Source organism: Bradyrhizobium sp. SZCCHNR1093 (assembly GCF_032381175.1).
In the GTDB taxonomy this organism is placed as follows: Bacteria; Pseudomonadota; Alphaproteobacteria; order Rhizobiales; family Xanthobacteraceae; genus Bradyrhizobium.
Genome location: NZ_JAUHJJ010000001.1, coordinates 552,648 through 570,228, shown reverse-complemented (window position 1 = coordinate 570,228; position 17,581 = coordinate 552,648). Strand labels below are relative to the sequence as shown.

Here is a 17,581-nt window from a genome sequence, read left to right as displayed (position 1 = left end):
TTGAGACACCCCGAAAATAGCGATCCATATGCGAGCCAATAGACGCTATAAATGGACAGGTCGTCTCATTGGTGGAACAGATGGATCTGCTGCCGCTCGCCGATTTCACACTGGTCGCCCGTCACGGCGGCTTTGGCCGCGCCGCCCGCGCCAGCGGTCGCCCCAAGGCGACGCTGTCGCGCCGGGTCGCCGAGCTGGAGGCGAGCCTCGACATCAGGCTGATCGAGCGCGGCGGGCGCGCGCTGAAGCTGACCGAGGAGGGGCGGGCGCTGTTCGAGCGGGCGGGCGCGCTGCTCACCGAGCTCGACGAGACCGTGGCTGCGATCTCCTCGGGCGGCGACACGCCGCGCGGCCGCCTGCGGATCAGCGCGCCGCTGCTGTTCTCGCAAACCGCGATGGGCAGGCTCGCCGCGTCGTTCGCGCTTCGATATCCCGAGGTCCGGCTCGACGTGACGACCGACGACCGGGCCGTCGACATGGTCGAGGAGGGCTATGATCTGGTGATCCGGGTCAATCCCGATCCCGATGACAGCCTGGTCGGGCGCATCTTCCTGCGCGACCAGATGGTGGTCGTGGCGAGCCCAGCCCTGACGAGGCCGGCGGACGGCGCGCGCGTTCCTGCTGTCGTTCGCAGCACCGAGCAGATCGCAGCGTGGGACGTCACGGCTGCAAAGGGACGATCGCGCATCGCAATCGATCCGATCCTGCGGCTGTCATCGCTGATCATGGTGCGCGATGCGGTCCGTGCCGGGGTCGGCGCCGCATGCCTGCCGCTCTCGCTCGCCAGCCACGACCTCGCTGCAGGCCGGCTCGTGCAGTGGGCGGATCTCGACGCGCCAGCGGTTGCGCTGTGGGCGCTGTATCCGTCGCGGCGGCTGTTGAGCGCGCGCGTCTCCGCCTTTCTCGACCATCTGAAGCAGGCGTTCCCGATGGGAACGCCGGCCGAGCTGGCGGCCTATCTGGAGCCGCGAGATGACGGTCCGATCACTCCATCCGCTCGCTGAATGTCGCGCGGAACGGGTGCGCCGGATAGACGCCGACGATGCGCAGCTCGCGGGAGAAGAACTTCAGCTCCTCCAGTGCGAAAGCGAGGCCCTTGTCGTTCGGGTGGCCGTCGACATCGGCATAGAATTGCGTGGCGAAGAAGTTGCCGTCGACCATGTAGCTTTCGAGCTTGGTCATGTTGACGCCGTTGGTGGCGAAGCCGCCGAGCGCCTTGTAGAGCGCAGCCGGCAGGTTGCGCACGCGGAACACGAAGCTCGTGACCAGCGGCCCGGAATTCTGCTCGGCCCACTGCTCCTGGCGCGCCAGCACCACGAAACGCGTGGTGTTGTGGGCCTCGTCCTCGATGTCCTCGGCGAGGATGTCCAAGCCGTAGATCTCCGCGGCGAGACGCGAGGCGATCGCCGCGACGCTCCTGTCGCCGCGCTGGGACACGTCCCGCGCGCTGCCCGCGGTGTCGCCGGCCACGATCGGCCGGACGCCGAGCTGGCGGATGATGCGGCGGCACTGGCCGAGCGCGTGAACGTGGCTTTCGACGGTCTTGATGTCGGCGAGCTTGGTGCCCTTCAGCGCCATCAACTGGTGGCGGACCGGCAGGAACCACTCGCCAATGATGTAGAGGCCGGAGGCCGGCAGCAGATGGTGGATGTCGGCGACGCGGCCGGCGACCGAGTTCTCGATCGGAATCATGCCGAGATCGGCCTCGCCGGAGGAGATCGCGCTCAGCGCATCCTCGAAGGTCGCGCAGGGCATGGCCTCGGCGGTTGGATAGGCCTCGGAGATGGCGATGTGGGAATTGGCTCCCGGCTCGCCCTGGAATGCGATTTTCAAGATCTTGCTCATGTGGGGCCTTGTAGCAGCTTAGGTCTTGGACAGCAGCCGGCGTGCGGTTTCGAGATCGGCCGGGGTGTCGACGCCGCGGGGCACGGCGTCGACGACCATCACGTCGATGCGCATGCCGGCTTCCAGCGCCCGCAGCTGTTCCAGCTTCTCCTGCTGCTCCAGCGGCGACGGCGGCAGGCTGACGAAGCGCTCCAGCGCCGCCCGGCGGTAGGCGTAGAGGCCGATATGATGGTAGCGCGGTCCGTCGCCATGCGGCGCCGTGGCCCGGGTGAAGTACAGCGCGCGCATGCGCCGCCCGCCGAGAGGCGACCCGACCGCCTTGACGACGTTCGGATTGAGGCTCTCCTCCTCGGTGTGGATCTGCGCGGCAAGGGTCGCGATGTCGACGGCGGGATCCTCGAGCGGGGGCAGCACGTCGCTGATGTTCTGCGGGTCGATGGTCGGGAAGTCGCCCTGCAGATTGACCACGATCTCCGCCTCGCGGGCCGGGTCGAGCTTACACATGGCCTCGTAGATGCGGTCTGACCCGGAGGGATGATCCGGCCTGGTCATGACCACTTCGCCACCCGCGGCCGTGACGGCCGCGGCAATCTCGGGCGTGTCGGTTGCCACGGCCACCCGGCCGATCGCGGCCTCCTGCGCGCGGCGGAGCACCTGCACGATCATCGGCTGGCCGGCGATGTCGAGCAGCGGCTTGCCCGGCAGGCGGGTCGACGCCATGCGGGCGGGGATCAGCACGAGAATTCGGGATTTGGTCATCCGGGAACGGCAGGTCGGAGCCGGTCGCAACAGCGCGGGCCGGACTGGATGGGGACAGCGAAAGCCGCCCGCTTATACGGGTTGCCAGAGCACGGGCAAACCGATATCTCACTTCTGCCGCAGGGGGAGGCGCGACGGCTCGATTCCGCTCGATGCCTTGACGAGTCCTTATCTCGAGTCCTGGGGCGATTCGCGGTCGCGGCCTCGCGGCCTCCGACAGAACAATGAAATCCGCCCTCGGAGCCTGATTCCAAAATGGACTCCTTCGAACTGAACAAAATCATCGGCGCCGTGCTGGCTGCCTGTCTGGTCGTGCTGGTCACGAGCTTCTCCGCTGGCGCGATCTTCGCGCCGAAAATGCCGGAGAAGCCGGGTTTTGAGATCGCCGTGAAGGAGGCCGAGGGCGCCGCCAAGGGTGGCGCGGCGCCGGCCGCGGCCGAGCCGATCGAGAAGCTGCTGCAGACCGCCTCGGTCGAGAAGGGCGCCGCCGCCGCCAAGAAGTGCGCGGCCTGCCACACCTTCGCGAAGGGCGAGAAGAACGGCGTCGGCCCCAACCTCTACGGCATCGTCGGCGACAAGATCGGCGAAGGCCGCGGCTTCAACTTCTCGGCGGCGATGAAGGCCAAGGGCGGCACCTGGACGATCGACGACCTCAACAAGTTCATCGCCAATCCGAAGGGCTACATCCCGGGCACCGCGATGGGCTTCGCCGGTATCCAGAAGGACTCGGAGCGGGCCGACGTGCTGGCCTATCTGAACTCGCTGGCCGACAGCCCGGCGCCGCTGCCCACCGCAGCCAAGTGATCGGCTGCTGACCCACCAGTTTTCGACGGCCGGGCCCCAAGCCCGGCCGTTTTGCTTTGCGGGGCGAATTTCGCCGCATTTGGGACCTTTGGTCGCATCCACCTCGTTCACAACCCGGTATCATGAGGAAAAAGCAAGGTTATTGGTCGAAACCTTGCCGTATATTGGTCCCCTGAATGGAACGGGTTCGCGGGCCGGAGCACCTCGCTGAGGCCGGCGAAACCTGCCCTTGCGAATTGGGTTACGATCAGACGTTGGATCTGGGAGCAGCAGCGGCCACGGCTACCACCTGCTTCAAGCGGTCTTATTCAGAGGAAGTCTCATTTGACGATTACCCGACGACAGCTCCTGCAGAGCAGCGTGCTCGCTGCGATGACCCCGGCGCTCGGCACGGCGGCCAGCCTCGCCCCTCTCGACGCCGCCCGGGCGCAGGCCGGCGAGCAGCTGGTCTGGCGCCACGGCCTGTCGCTGTTCGGCGAGATCAAGTATCCGGCGGACTTCAAGCGCTTCGACTACGTGAATGCGGATGCGCCGAAAGGCGGCGTCGCGCGGATGATCTCGCTCGGGACCTTCGACAATTTCAACATCGTCGTGATGTATGTGAAGGGCAACATCGCGTCCGCGGCGGGGCTGGTTTACGAGACCTTGATGACGCGGTCGCAGGACGAGGTGTCGACCGAATACGGCCTGCTCGCCGAGTCGGCGGCCTATCCGGACGACTACTCCTGGGTCATCTACCGCCTGCGCAAGGAAGCGCGCTGGAACGACGGCAAGCCGGTGACGCCCGAGGACGTCATCTTCTCGCTCGAGTCCCTGAAGAAGAACAGCCCGCACTACTCATCCTACTATCGTCATGTGGTGAAGGCCGAGAAGACCGGCGATCTCGAGGTCAAGTTCACCTTCGATGGTCCGGGCAATCGCGAGCTGCCGCACATCGTCGGCGAGCTGCTGGTGCTGCCGAAGCACTGGTGGGAAGGCACCGACGCGCAGGGCCGCAAGCGCGACGTCACCGCGACCACCCTGGAGCCGCCGCTCGGGTCGAGCCCGTATCGCATCAAGGAGTTCGTGCCCGGACGCTCGATCAAGATGGAGCGCGTCAAGGACTATTGGGGCGCCAACCTGCCGGTCCAGATCGGCCAGAACAATTTCGACGAGCTGCAGTTCGAATACTTCCGCGACAACATCGTCGCCCTCGAAGCCTTCAAGGCCGACCAGGCCGACTGGATCAACGAGAACTCGGCCAAGCAGTGGGCCACGGCCTACGACTTCCCGGCCATCAACGACAAGCGCGTGGTCAAGGACGAATTCCCGATCAGCGACTCCGGCCGCATGCAGGGCTTCGCCTTCAACCTGCGGCGTCCGCAATTCCAGGATGCGCGGCTGCGGCGCGCCTTCAACTACGCCTTCGATTTCGAGGAGATGAACAAGCAGCTGTTCTACGGCCAGTACAAGCGCATCAACAGCTACTTCGAAGGCACGGATCTGGCCTGCTCCGGGCTGCCGCAGGGCCAGGAGCTGCAGATCCTCGAGGGCCTGCGCGACAAGGTGCCGCCGGACGTGTTCACCACGGTCTACCAAGCCCCGGTGGGCGGCAATCCCGAGAACGTTCGCGCCAATCTGCGCGAGGCCACCAAGCTGCTGAAGGACGCAGGCTTCGAGATCAAGGACCGCAAGCTCGTCGATCCCGCCGGCAAGCCGGTCACGGTCGAGCTGCTGGTCCAGGACCCGTCGTCCGAGCGCATCGTGCTGTTCTACAAGCCGTCGCTGGAGCGCCTCGGCGTCGCGGTGACGGTACGCCAGGTCGACAACGTCCAGTATGAGAACCGGGTGCGCACCTTCGACTACGACATGATCATCGATGTCTGGGGGCAGTCGCTGTCGCCCGGCAACGAGCAGCGCGATTTCTGGGGCTCCAAGGCCGCCGACGAGTCCGGCTCGAAGAACACGATTGGCATCAAGAACCCCGCTGTCGACGCGCTGATCGAGAAGATCATCTACGCCAAGGATCGCGCCTCTCTCGAAGCGGCAACGCATGCGCTCGACCGGGTGCTGCTTTGGAATTTCTACGTCGTTCCGCAGTTCACCTATCCATTTGCCCGCAGCGCACGCTGGGACCGCTTCAGCCATTTCACGCCGTTCCCGAAATATGCGCGGTCCGGCTGGCCGAATCTGTGGTGGTACGACGCCGACAAGGCTGCCAAGGTGAAGCGCTCTTGAGCACGCTCCATCACCTGTCGCGCCGCGGCGTGCTCGGGCTTGGGTTCGGCGCGCTCAGCGTCCCCCTCCTGAAGCCGGCCATGGCCGCGGAGTTCGGCGCAGACTCGCACGGCACGTCGGCGTTCGGAGACCTGAAATACCCGGCCGATTTCCACCATTTCGATTACGTCAATCCGGATGCGCCGAAGGGCGGGATGTTCTCGCTGATCCCGTCGGTGCGCGCCTACAACCAGTCCTATCAGACCTTCAACTCGTTCAATGCCTACGTCCTGAAAGGTGAGGGCGCGCAGGGCATGGACATGACCTTCGCGTCGCTGATGGTGCGCGCCAGCGACGAGCCGGATGCGGTCTATGGCCTGGTCGCGAAGTCCGTCGCGATATCAGCGGACAAGCTGACCTATCGCTTCACGCTGCGTCCCGAGGCGCGCTTTCACGACGGGTCCAAGATCACGGCGCACGACGTCGCCTTCTCGCTGAATACCTTGAAGGAGAAGGGCCATCCGCTGATCGTGGTGCAGCTGCGCGATTTCGTGAAGGCCGAGGTGCTCGACGATGCGACGGTCGTGGTGACCTTCGTCGAGAAGCGCGCGCGCGACGTGCCGCTCTACGTCGTGACCCTGCCGATCTTCTCGAAGGCCTGGTATGCGAACCGTGCGTTCGACGAGGGGCCGCTCGACGTGCCGCTCGGCTCGGGGCCGTACAAGGTCGGCAAATACGAGATCAACCGCTACGTCGAGTTCGAGCGCGTCAAGGACTGGTGGGCGGCCGACCTGCCGGTCAGCCGCGGCCTCTACAATTTCGACATCGTGCGCTACGAGTTCTACCGCGACCGCGACGTCGCATTCGAGGGCTTCACCGCCAAGAGCTATCTCTATCGCGAGGAGTTCACCTCGCGCATCTGGGCGACGCGCTACGATTTCCCGGCGATCAAGGACGGCCGCGTCAAGCGCGAGCTCTTGCCGGACGAGACGCCGTCGGGCGGGCAGGGCTGGTTCATCAACACCCGCCGCGATAAGTTTCGGGATCCGCGCGTCCGCCAGGCGTTGACCTATGCGTTCGACTTCGAATGGACCAACAAGACCATCATGTACGGCGCCTATGCGCGCACCGTGTCGCCGTTCCAGAATTCCGACATGGTCGCGGTCGGACCGCCGTCGGCGGAAGAGCTGAAGCTGCTCGAGCCGTTCCGCGGCCAGGTGCCTGACGATGTGTTCGGCGAGCCGTTCGTGCCGCCGGTCTCGGACGGCTCCGGCCAGGATCGCGCGCTGCTGCGCAAGGCCATGCAGCTCTTGCAGCGGGCCGGCCTGCCGGTCAAGGACGGCAAGCGACTGCTGCCGTCCGGCGAGGTGTTCGCGATCGAGTTCCTGATCGACGAGGTCTCGTTCAAGCCGCACCACGGCACCCTGATCAAGAACCTGCAGACGCTCGGCATCGACGCCGAGTTGCGCATCGTCGACGCCGTGCAATATCGCGCGCGGGTCGAGGACTTCGACTTCGACATCGCCATTCAACGCATGTCGATGTCGCCGACCCCCGGCGACGGCCTCAGGGCTTACTTCACCTCGGACACGGCAAAGACCAAGGGCTCCTACAATCTCGCAGGGATCAGCAATCCCGCGATCGACGCGCTGGTCGCCAAGGCGATCGCCGCGGAAAGCCGCAGCGAGCTGACCTTGGCCTGCCGGGCGCTCGACCGCGTGTTCCGCGCCGGCCACTACTGGATACCGCAATGGTATCGCCAGACCCACCCGATCGCCTATTGGGATCAGTTCAATCACCCGCCGAAGCCGCCGAAATACGCCTCGGGCGTCGGCGCCCCCGACATCTGGTGGTACGATGCCGCCAAGGCCGTAAAGCTGGAGCAGGCGAAGTAGTTCATGGCCGCCTATATTGCCCGTCGCATCTTGCTGATGCTCCCGACCCTGCTCGGGATCCTCTTCATCTCCTTCGTCGTGGTGCAGTTCGCGCCGGGCGGTCCGGTGGAGCGCGTCATCGCGCAATTGACCGGCGCCGACACCGGCGGCACCTCGCGCATTTCTGGCGGCAGCGGTTCGGATTTCGGCGCGCGTCCGCCGGGACAGGTCGGATCCGGCGGCGAGCTGAACTCGAAATATCGCGGCGCGCAGGGGCTCGATCCCGCCTTCATCAAGCAGCTCGAAAAGCAGTTCGGCTTCGACAAGCCGGCGCCGGAGCGGTTCGCGCTGATGGTCTGGAACTTCGCGCGCTTCGATTTCGGCAAGAGCTATTTCCGTGACACCAGCGTGCTGCAGCTCATCAAGGAGAAGCTGCCGGTGTCGATGTCGCTCGGCCTCTGGATGACCCTGCTGACCTATTTGATCTCGATTCCCCTGGGGATTCGCAAGGCGGTGCAGGACGGCTCGCGCTTCGACGTCTGGACCTCCGCCGTGATCATCGTCGGCTACGCCATTCCGGGCTTCCTGTTCGCGATCCTTCTGATCATCCTGTTCGCTGGCGGCTCGTTCCTCAACATCTTCCCGCTGCGCGGGCTGACCTCGGATGGCTGGTCGGACTTCCCGTGGTATTGGAAGATCATCGACTATTTCTGGCATCTCACTTTGCCGCTGGTGTCGATGGCGCTCGGCGCCTTCGCGACCATGACGCTGCTGACCAAGAACTCCTTCCTCGACGAGATCCGCAAGCAATATGTCATGACGGCGCGCGCCAAGGGCTGCAGCGAGAACCAGGTGCTGTACGGCCACGTCTTCCGTAACGCCATGCTGATTGTGATCGCCGGCTTTCCCGGCACCTTCATCCACGCGTTCTTTTCCGGCTCGCTGCTGATCGAGACGATCTTCTCGCTGGATGGGCTCGGCCTGCTCTCGTTCGAGAGCATTCTCAATCGTGATTATCCTGTCGTGTTCGGCAATCTCTTCATCTTTTCGCTGCTCGGCCTCGCGATCAACCTGGTCTCGGATCTGACCTACATGTGGATCGATCCGCGGATCGACTTCGAGGCGCGGGAGGTCTGATGACGATCACGGCCCCCCCTCCGGTCGAGACCACGGCGCAGGCTCCGCTCGGCGAGGCTGTGCCGCCGACGCGGCATCGTTTCCGGCCGTCGCCGCTGAATCAGCGCCGCTGGCAGAACTTCAAGGCCAACGGCCGCGGCTACTGGTCGCTGTGGCTGTTTCTGTTTCTGTTCATCGTCTCGATGTTCGCCGAGCTGATCGCCAACGACCGGCCGTTCCTGATCAGGTTCGACGGCCACCTTTATTTCCCGGCGTTCGTCACCTATCCGGAAACGGCATTCGGCGGCGACTTCGAGACCGCCGCGGACTATCGTGATCCGTATTTGCAGAAGCTGATTGCGGACAAGGGCGGCACGGTGGTCTGGCCGCTGGTCCGCTACTCCTACGCCACGCACAATCTCGATCTGCCGACGCCGGCGCCATCGCCGCCGACCTGGATGCTGACGGAGGCACAGTGCAAACCCGTGGTCGAGAAGAAGGGGCTGAAGAGCTGCCGGGATCTCGAATACAACTGGCTCGGCACCGACGACCAGGGCCGCGACGTCGTCGCACGGCTGATCTACGGCTTCCGCATCTCGGTGTTGTTCGGCCTGTCGCTGACGTTCTTCTCCTCGATCATCGGCATCGCCGCCGGCGGCGTGCAGGGCTATTTCGGCGGCTGGGTCGATCTTCTGTTCCAGCGCTTCATCGAGATCTGGAACGCCATTCCCTATCTCTATCTGCTCCTGATCCTGTCCGCGGTGCTGGTGCCCGGCTTCTTCACGCTGCTCGGGATCATGCTGCTGTTCTCATGGGTCTCGCTGGTCGGCCTGGTGCGGGCTGAATTCCTGCGCGGCCGCAATTTCGAGTACATCCAGGCGGCGCGCGCGCTCGGCGTCTCCAATGCCGTGATCATGGTCCGCCATCTCCTGCCGAACGCGATGGTCGCGACCATGACGTTCCTGCCCTTCATCGTGTCGAGCTCGGTGATGACCTTGACCGCGCTCGACTTTCTCGGCTTCGGCCTGCCGCCGGGATCGCCGTCGCTGGGCGAGATGCTGTCGCAGGCCAAGTCCAACGTGCAGGCGCCGTGGCTCGGTCTCACAGGCTTCTTCTCCGTCGCGATCATGCTGTCGCTGCTGATCTTCATCGGCGAGGCCGTGCGCGACGCGTTCGACCCGCGCAAGACGTTCAGGTGACCGACATGGATGCGATCAGCCAGCCGCTGCTCTCGGTCAGCGATCTCTCGGTGGCCTTTCATCAGCAGGGCCGCCTGTCGACCGCCGTCGACCATGTCTCGTTCGAGATCAAGCGCGGCGAGTGCGTCGCCCTGGTCGGCGAGTCCGGCTCGGGCAAGTCGGTCAGCGCGCTGTCGGTGCTGAAGCTGCTGCCCTATCCGGTCGCCTCACATCCGTCGGGCAGCATCCATTTCAAGGGCCGCGATCTCCTGCCGTTGTCCGAACGCGAGATGCGCGAGATCCGCGGCAGCGACATCTCCATCATCTTCCAGGAGCCGATGACCTCGCTCAATCCGCTGCACACGATCGAGCGGCAGATCGGCGAGATCCTGCAACTGCATCGGCCGATCTCGAACAGTGCGGCGCGGACGCGCACGCTCGAGCTCTTGACCCAGGTCGGCATTCCCGAGCCGGAGACGCGGCTCGGCAGCTATCCGCATCAGCTCTCCGGCGGCCAGCGCCAGCGCGTGATGATCGCGATGGCGCTCGCCAACGAGCCGGCCCTGCTGATCGCCGACGAGCCGACCACAGCGCTCGACGTCACCGTGCAGGCGCAGATCCTGGCGCTGCTCGCCGATATCCGGGCACGCCTCGGCATGAGCCTTCTGTTCATCACCCACGATCTCGGCATCGTCCGCCGCATCGCCGATCGGGTCTGCGTCATGAACGGCGGCAAGATCGTCGAGCAGGGCCCGGTCGAGCAGGTGTTCACCGCGCCGGCTCATCCCTACACCAAGGCGCTGCTCGCCGCCGAGCCGAAGCCGGACCCGGCGCCGCCGCGACCCGATTCGCCGGTGGTCATGCAGGCCAAGGATCTCAAGGTCTGGTTTCCGATCAAGCGCGGCTTTTTTCGCTCGACCGTCGGTCACATCAAGGCCGTGGACGGCGTCAGCCTTGCCGTGCGCAAGGGCGAGACGCTCGGCGTCGTCGGCGAATCCGGCTCGGGCAAGACCACGCTCGGGCTGGCGCTGCTGCGGCTGATTTCCTCCGACGGCCTCATCGTCTTCCTCGGGAAGGAGCTGCAGGGGCTGTCCTTCAAGGAGGTCCGCCCGTTCCGCCGCGACATGCAGATCGTGTTTCAGGATCCGTTCGGCGCCTTGAGCCCGCGCATGTCGGTCGGCGACATCATCGCCGAGGGACTGAGCGTGCATCAGCCGAAACTGACGGATGAGGAGCGCGAGGCCAAGGTCGTCAAGGCGCTCAAGGAGGTCGGGCTCGATCCGGAGACGCGCTTCCGCTATCCGCACGAATTCTCCGGCGGCCAGCGCCAGCGCATCTCGGTGGCCCGCGCGGTCGTGCTCGAGCCGAGCTTCGTCGTGCTGGACGAGCCGACCTCGGCGCTCGACATGCTGTTCCAGTCGCAGATGGTCGATCTCCTGCGCGATCTGCAGCGCAAGCGCGAGCTGACCTACATGTTCATCTCGCACGATCTGCGCGTGGTCGCCGCCCTCGCCTCCCATCTGATCGTGATGCGCAACGGCAAGGTCGTGGAGGAGGGGCCGGCGGTCGAGCTGTTCAAGGCGCCGAAGACCGACTACACCCTCGCGCTGTTCGCAGCGGCGTTCAGGAACGAGACGGCGGGGAATGGGACGGCGACGAGCTAGATGTCGCTTGTCGGCAGCCACTCTGCTGCAACTGATGGCGCGAATCCGGAGAGCGTGCCGTGACTGATGCTCCAGGACGTCCAGAATGGATTTCTGGAACCACGCATAAGGATTGGCTGCGTGACGGCTATCGCGTCACCGAAGAACAATGGGCTGATCTCGATTGGAATCGCGCCTGGGTCGATATGGGTCCGTCGCCGGCAGGCAACCTTGGCCCCTACTGGCACGTCCCGCTCAAGAGCGGAGAGACCGTGCACCGGCTCTATCCGAGGCTCCTGCCGCACCAGTCCTGCCCACCATGCGCGGTTTCCTCCTTTGGAGGCTTTCGGACGCCGGCCGCCCGAATGTGCCGCGCCGTCAATCATGCTGCCGGCATCCGAAGCCCTTCACAGCAGCGGACTCGCGCGCCGCACAAATCGAGACCTCGGGCGTCGATGCATATCTTCGCTATCGGAGCGTACTACTGGCGAGCCTGCTGAATTCTGGCCTTCAGCGTGGCAAGTCCGACCGCGCCGACGATGACATTGCCGCCGATGACATAGCTCGGCGTCCCGTTCAATCCCAATTTCTGCGCAAGATTGCCGCTCTCATCGAGGCTTTGGCGCACCTCCACGCTGTCCATGTCCTTTTCAAGCTGAGCAACGTCGAGACCGATCGTCTGCGCGATGGCCAGCGCGCGCGCCTTGTCGGCGGGTCCGCTGCTTTGGAGAAGCCGCTGATGAAAGTCGAGGTATTTCGCGCCCGTCGGGTCTTGCATGCGTACCGCTACCGCGACGCGCGCCGCCTCCAGCGAACCGGGGCCGAGGATCGGAAATTCCTTGAGCACGATCTTGAGCTTGGGGTCGCTCTTCAACAATTCGAGTATATCGCCGAGCGCACGCTTGCAGTAGCCGCAGCTGTAATCGAAGAACTCGACCAGGGTGACATCACCCAGCGGGTTGCCGAGCGTGACCTGGTGCGCTGACGCGAACAAGGCCGGCGCATTTTGCTTCACCAGTGCAGTCTTGTCGGAACCGGGCGCTGCCGCCGGTGTCGCGGCTTGCCGCTTCTTGATCAGGTCGGAGATGGCCTGTTGCACGGCCTCGGGGTGCTTGGCGAGGTAGTCCTTCACGACCTGCTCGATTTCTTCGGGATGGGTCGCTATATAGTCCTTGACGATCGCCTCGATGTCGCTGCGCGAACTCTCCGCTCGGCCGGGCTGCACGCAAAGCAAAGACAGCGTGAAGACGGCAGCCGCCGTGGCAACGCTACGGATCAAATTGGTCATCGGTCATCCTCCATATGGCTGCCGACTTCCGCAGTTGGCGTGCAGTAATGATTTGCGAATTCGTGTCCTCGTGCATCGCTGCTTCCTTCATCGTCGCGGCATCATCGTGCCTGGCGGGGGGACCGGTCTGAACCCCGGCATGCGCGGCGCAAATCGGCCGGCCGGCCGGCAGCGCGCGCCAAGCGGCCCCGGAATCCAACCGGGGGGGCAGACGATCGGGCGACCGACATCCGGCGCCCGCCGGTCCCGCGTCACCCCCGGTTTGCGTGCCACGCACACGCCGTTGGCATTGCGCCGCTCACCAGGTTGGCACGTCGTCGGCAGCTTCGGAATCACGGGGACGACCGTGGTGGACTTCTTCTCGATCTTCTTGGAGCACTGGCTTCGATCCTTTGGGTCGACCGGGGCCGCGCAGCACTCGCCGCTCGTCGTCAGATTCGCGGGCGCGCAGCATTTGCCATTCGCAGTCGGCAAGAAGCCCGAGGCGCAACACTGTGAAAGTCTCGGCAGCCAGTGCAGCGGTATGCATAGCGTGCCGTCGGGGCTCGCAATCTGGCCGGCCGGGCAGCACTGTCCCTTCGACGTCGCCTGGCTCTTGAGACAGCACTTGCCGGCGATCTTCACATAGCCGGGCGCACAGCAGCTGGGGCATTTCCAGTCCGGAATTTTCGGCTTCAACGGATCGCACACGCCGTTCACCACGGTCGTCCCGCAGCAAAGTTGTTGGCCAATCGGGCCGGAATAGATCTGGCTGTTCTCGCAGCATTCATTGTTCGGGCCGATCGCCGTCTGGTTGACGCCGCACATCGGCTTGGCGATATCAGTCGACGGATTGTTGTTCGAACAGATGCCCCTCGGCTGTAGGTCTTTGGGCGAGCAGCATTGGCCATTGACCAGAACATTGGGCGGGGCGCAGCTCGACGCGCAGCTCTTGGTCTTGATGATCCAGATCTGATTGGGCGGACAAACCGATCCGTCCGAACCGCAGACATGGGTCTTGCAGGTCTGCAGACCCGGCGGCTTCGGCATGCCGGCGGGAGGCGGCGCGCCGGCTGGACGCGGCGCAAGCCGTATCTGTGCGGCTTCCCTCGTACACGCGCGCAAGATGGCGATATCTCCCATGTGCCCGCGAGCTGATAGATCGGGCGGCGCGTCGGCATAGTCGATGAAGTAACTGAGCAGCGGTGGCTCATCGCCGCGGCGGATGCGCCAGATCGGATTCCCCTGCAGTCCGTCGATCGCAAGCGCGTCGTTCTGGCCGAGTTGAGCCACGAGCTTGGGATCGGTGGCGTGGCGCAATTGTTCGCCGGTGGTCCAGACGAAGCCGCCGCAGGAGGCCGGATTCATGGTACCGCCCATGTCGTAGCTGTAGCCGATCGCGACGCCGCCATTGCCATTGCGGAAACGTTCGGGGAATCCCACCGCATATTCGTCCGGCAAGGGCTGCCAGATCGGCTGCTTGATCTCAGTGACACCGATCAGCGTATAGCGCAGCACGCGGCCGATCGACGGCGCGGACAAGGCCTCGAAATCCTGCGCCCCGGTCGGCGCCGGCCGCTCGGCCAAAAACATCCGTCCCTCATCGTCGAAAGTAATCCTGGAGATCTCGGTGGGGCCGGCGGCGGACGGCGCGACGACTTCGATTCTGGCGTCCGCACCGAACGAGCCGTTCGCGTTGAGCCCGACCGACCACACCCGCAAGCCCTCGGCGACCGCGTAGTAGAGCCGGCGGTCGCGAATGGCGAGGCCGAACACTCGCCGATCCGGTGCCGCGTAGCCCCAGGTCTCGGGCTGCGCGCTGTCGAATTGAGGATTCGTAATATCGACGCCTGGCCCGGCCGGCGCCGGCGTCGTCGGAAGTCCCGCGGCTGCGTTGCCGGCGACGCCGTGATCATAGACACCGAGGTCGACGCCGTTCGGGCCGAAGCGATGGATCAGCCCGGTCTCACGGTCGGCGACGAACAGAGACTTGGTCGCCGGATCATAGGCCAATCCCCCGAGCGCCGCGCCCGAATTGGCCTTGTCGCCCGTGGTGACATTCGCGAACAGCGTCACCGCGCCGGTGGCGCCATTGATCTTCCAGATCGATCCCGGGCCGCCGCCCGGACCCCATTGTGCCGGCATGAAGGTCGCGCCGCTAGTCCCGAGCCTGACATGTTGCGGTCGACCTTCAGGTCCCGGCGCGACGATCGAGAGACCATAGGCGGATGTCGCCGCGACGTAAATGTTGGCGGGGGAACTGTCGTCCAGAGCGACGCCAAACACCTGCCCGATCGACTTCGCGCTGACGGTGAACGGCTTCGGCGCACCGACCAATTGCGCCTGGGGCGGACCGCCCATGCGTCTTAGATCGACGATGCGCAGCGACGGCCCTCCAGGATCGATGATGGTCCGAACGTCGGGATCCTGACCGGGCTCGATCTCGAACGGGCGAATAGCCCCGGAGAATCCGGTGACTGCAGCATCGCCGGGGGTGTAAACGCCGGGCGGCGTTTGCGCCGACGCGGGCCCCCCGAGTGCGAGAGGCAGGATCAGCAGCCAGGCGAGGCGCCGCATCGCACGGACGGCGGCTGTCAAGGACGTCTGTCGGCCAAGCTCGATCATGTCGGTCCGCCTCATTTCGGCTGCTTGGGCCGTGGCTCGCAGGAGCCGGTCTTGACGTTGGGCACGGTGTCCGGTGGGCAACATTCTCCACAATTGGTCATCTGCGCGGGATTGCAGCAGCTCCCGTCAAAGGCCATTCCCTGGCTCTTGTCGGAGCAGGGCGTGACACAGGGGCTGTTCTTGTCGCCGCCGAGTCTTGTTTGTCCGGCCGGGCAGGCCGCGGGCGGACACATGCCGTAGGGCGCAAAGCCGAAAACCGCCACCTGGTTGGTGTCGTCGCACAGGCACTCGGAGAGCCCGTCCGACTTCAACGCGCCGGGATGGGTGTCCTTCGGGCAATCGCACGAGAACACGTACTTGCTATCGCCGGATCCGGGGTTGGGGACCTGTTGCCAGTGCGGCACCATCGGTTTCGGACAGGTGCAGTAACTGCTCCCTGTGTGGCAGGCATAGGCGCCGGGATCCGTGACCACCAGCGTCCCGTCGCCGGTTTCCACCATGCCCACGCCATATCGATCGTATTGATCCTGATAGACGCCTTTGCTGGAAGGGCTGAAGATCGAGCCGGGGCCGCCGATGCCTTGACATTCCGGGTACCTCCACCACTCCATGTAATGTACTTTTTCGCACGTCGCGTTGATCGCGGCGCATGTGGCTTGAACAGGCGGAAGGACCTCGCAATCGCCGCAGGACTGCATGCCAAGCTTTTCCTGCCCCCAGCACAGCGCCTCCTGAAGACATGAGCCGACTTCGGAACCCAATCCAACGGTGCTCTGCTCGCTCTTGCAGGCGCATTTCACGACGTCTGCGGCCGCGCCAACGGCTGCGAGCTCCTTGGAAAGATCGCCGAGAACATTTTCTGCGATCGCGTTGCCAAAGATCGTGTTCAGCTTGCTGACGACTTGGTCGGCGTTGCCCTGCGCCTCTGCGCAGAATTGATTGACCAGGGCTTGCCCTTTCCCCGTGTCCGACCCTGACAAGGCGACGCCGCTGAGTGCTGCGGTCAGTGCAATCGCTGCGTAGCGGCTTGCGTCATTCTCATAGACCGACTTGCACACATATGCGGCGGACAGCGTCCCGATAAAGGCATCCGCGATGTCTTCTGGACTGCAGCCCGCCCGCGCCGGCGACGCCAGCAGAATCATCGCGGCGACGATGGCCGCTCCTTGAACCCGCCAGCGTCCTGCGCGCCCCATGATCCGCCCCTCTGTCGCATCAACGTGGCCCTTCTTCTCAATGTGGCCGTTCTTCTCAATTCCAGCCTTGCGCTAGATCAACAGAGGCGACGGCAGCCGCGCCATCAGCCGACTGCGCCAACCAGCGCCATCAGGATCGACACCTCGTGACCGTACAACCGCCATTCTGCAAAGCTGCTCGTCGTGCCCGCCGCTCATCGAGCGGCCCGGTGGAATGCGCCTCCGCACCAGTCCTGCCCACCATGCGCGGGTTCCTCCCTTGGAGGTTTTCGGACGCCGGCCGCCCGAATATGCCGCGCCGTCAATCATGCGGCCGGCATCCGAAACCCTTCACAGAAGCGGCAATCGTCTGCCGGGCACCAATCTGTCGCTATACTCTCGAGACCGGGCGAATTACCAAAAGCGCCGACAGTCAGAATCTCAGATCTCTTGGGCTGCGGCGAGAACCCACGCGATTGCGGGTGATTTGGCCGACGGGCGCGGTCCGCGAACGCCTGTCCAGTCCTCTCGCGAAAAATATTCATATTTCTTTTTTCCGGAAATCGTGCATACTCTGCCCCGTCCTGCCCCACGAGAGGGACGTACGCGTCGTCACGGACGTCGGGTGCGGGATGCGATGGCCGCGATGATGTTGCAGTGTGCATTCGCGCACCGACGAACGGTGTCATGCGGACGGCGAAGTCGTGTGGTCCTGGCGCCCCGATGCTGGCGTCAAGGTCGCGGGAGCCGATGAGGCCTGCGGCCGGCAGGGGCAAGAAAGCCGGTCCCTGGGGAGATCACGAAGTAAGTCGCAAAACATCGCGCAGGGAAGGCCGGATGTTCGGCCCGTACCTGTGGTGACTACCGCGTGCTTGTTGCACGCAACCACGGGTGCGGTCGGCACCCGGCCTTCCCTGCGCCCTCTCATGTTTTCGAGGGCGGATGATTGCGCAAAGCTCGGGCCCATGAGGCCGCGAGAATGCGGATGCTTGCCCTGCTGTTTGGCGCGGCCTGTTGCTGTTTGATAGGTATATCGGACTCTTGCGCCGCTCTCTCCGCGTCATTGCGAGCGCAGCGAAGCAATCCAGAGTCGAGGGCG

12 protein-coding genes are annotated in these 17,581 nt (G+C 64.7%); 7 read left to right on the top strand and 5 right to left on the bottom strand.

The annotated features are described in order from the left end of the window. The first annotated feature begins 80 nt into the window (after positions 1–80). The gene (locus QX070_RS02775; RefSeq protein WP_315734656.1) at positions 81–1,004 is read left to right on the top strand and encodes a LysR family transcriptional regulator; all 924 of its coding nucleotides are present in this window, start codon (positions 81–83) and stop codon (positions 1,002–1,004) included. Here the strand turns inward: QX070_RS02775 and QX070_RS02770 are convergent. Both QX070_RS02770 and QX070_RS02765 read right to left on the bottom strand, forming a co-directional pair. Continuing rightward, positions 985–1,845: a prephenate dehydratase gene (locus QX070_RS02770; protein ID WP_315734654.1), complete on the bottom strand. Its 861-nt coding sequence runs from the start codon at positions 1,843–1,845 to the stop codon at positions 985–987. The two genes, QX070_RS02775 and QX070_RS02770, sit on opposite strands and share 20 nt — an antisense overlap. An 18-nt stretch (positions 1,846–1,863) precedes the next feature. Continuing rightward, complete coding sequence (locus tag QX070_RS02765) at positions 1,864–2,604, bottom strand: 3-deoxy-manno-octulosonate cytidylyltransferase (protein WP_315734652.1); 741 nt, start codon at positions 2,602–2,604, stop codon at positions 1,864–1,866. Between the two features lie 255 nt (positions 2,605–2,859). Here QX070_RS02765 and QX070_RS02760 point away from each other — a divergent pair, with 255 nt between their 5' ends. The 6 genes from QX070_RS02760 (at position 2,860) to QX070_RS02735 (ending at position 11,436) form a co-directional block, all read left to right on the top strand. Continuing rightward, on the top strand, positions 2,860–3,408 hold the full coding sequence (locus tag QX070_RS02760) for a c-type cytochrome (protein ID WP_315734650.1): 549 nt from the start codon (positions 2,860–2,862) through the stop codon (positions 3,406–3,408). A gap of 372 nt (positions 3,409–3,780) precedes the next feature. Next, positions 3,781–5,625 carry an extracellular solute-binding protein gene (locus QX070_RS02755; protein WP_315735687.1) on the top strand — a complete coding sequence of 615 codons (1,845 nt, stop codon included), beginning with the start codon at positions 3,781–3,783 and terminating at the stop codon, positions 5,623–5,625. Next, entirely contained in the window at positions 5,622–7,499 is a 1,878-nt protein-coding gene (locus tag QX070_RS02750) for an extracellular solute-binding protein (protein ID WP_315734648.1), read from the top strand. Before QX070_RS02755 ends, QX070_RS02750 begins: the two co-directional genes overlap by 4 nt. A 3-nt stretch (positions 7,500–7,502) precedes the next feature. Next, positions 7,503–8,615, top strand: coding sequence for a microcin C ABC transporter permease YejB (locus QX070_RS02745; RefSeq protein WP_315734646.1), 1,113 nt, complete (start codon positions 7,503–7,505; stop codon positions 8,613–8,615). Further along, entirely contained in the window at positions 8,615–9,793 is a 1,179-nt protein-coding gene (locus tag QX070_RS02740; RefSeq protein ID WP_315734644.1) for an ABC transporter permease, read from the top strand. Before QX070_RS02745 ends, QX070_RS02740 begins: the two co-directional genes overlap by 1 nt. Positions 9,794–9,798: 5 nt before the next feature. Further along, positions 9,799–11,436: an ABC transporter ATP-binding protein gene (locus QX070_RS02735; RefSeq protein ID WP_315735685.1), complete on the top strand. Its 1,638-nt coding sequence runs from the start codon at positions 9,799–9,801 to the stop codon at positions 11,434–11,436. 460 nt (positions 11,437–11,896) lie between these two features. Here the strand turns inward: QX070_RS02735 and QX070_RS02730 are convergent, their stop codons facing one another. The 3 genes from QX070_RS02730 to QX070_RS02720 form a co-directional block, all read right to left on the bottom strand. After that, on the bottom strand, positions 11,897–12,703 hold the full coding sequence (locus QX070_RS02730) for a DsbA family protein (RefSeq protein ID WP_315734642.1): 807 nt from the start codon (positions 12,701–12,703) through the stop codon (positions 11,897–11,899). Between the two features lie 87 nt (positions 12,704–12,790). Further along, positions 12,791–15,322: a hypothetical protein gene (locus QX070_RS02725; protein WP_315734641.1), complete on the bottom strand. Its 2,532-nt coding sequence runs from the start codon at positions 15,320–15,322 to the stop codon at positions 12,791–12,793. Continuing rightward, positions 15,319–16,503 carry a hypothetical protein gene (locus QX070_RS02720; RefSeq protein ID WP_315734640.1) on the bottom strand — a complete coding sequence of 395 codons (1,185 nt, stop codon included), beginning with the start codon at positions 16,501–16,503 and terminating at the stop codon, positions 15,319–15,321. Before QX070_RS02720 ends, QX070_RS02725 begins: the two co-directional genes overlap by 4 nt. Between the last annotated feature and the right edge of the window lie 1,078 nt (positions 16,504–17,581).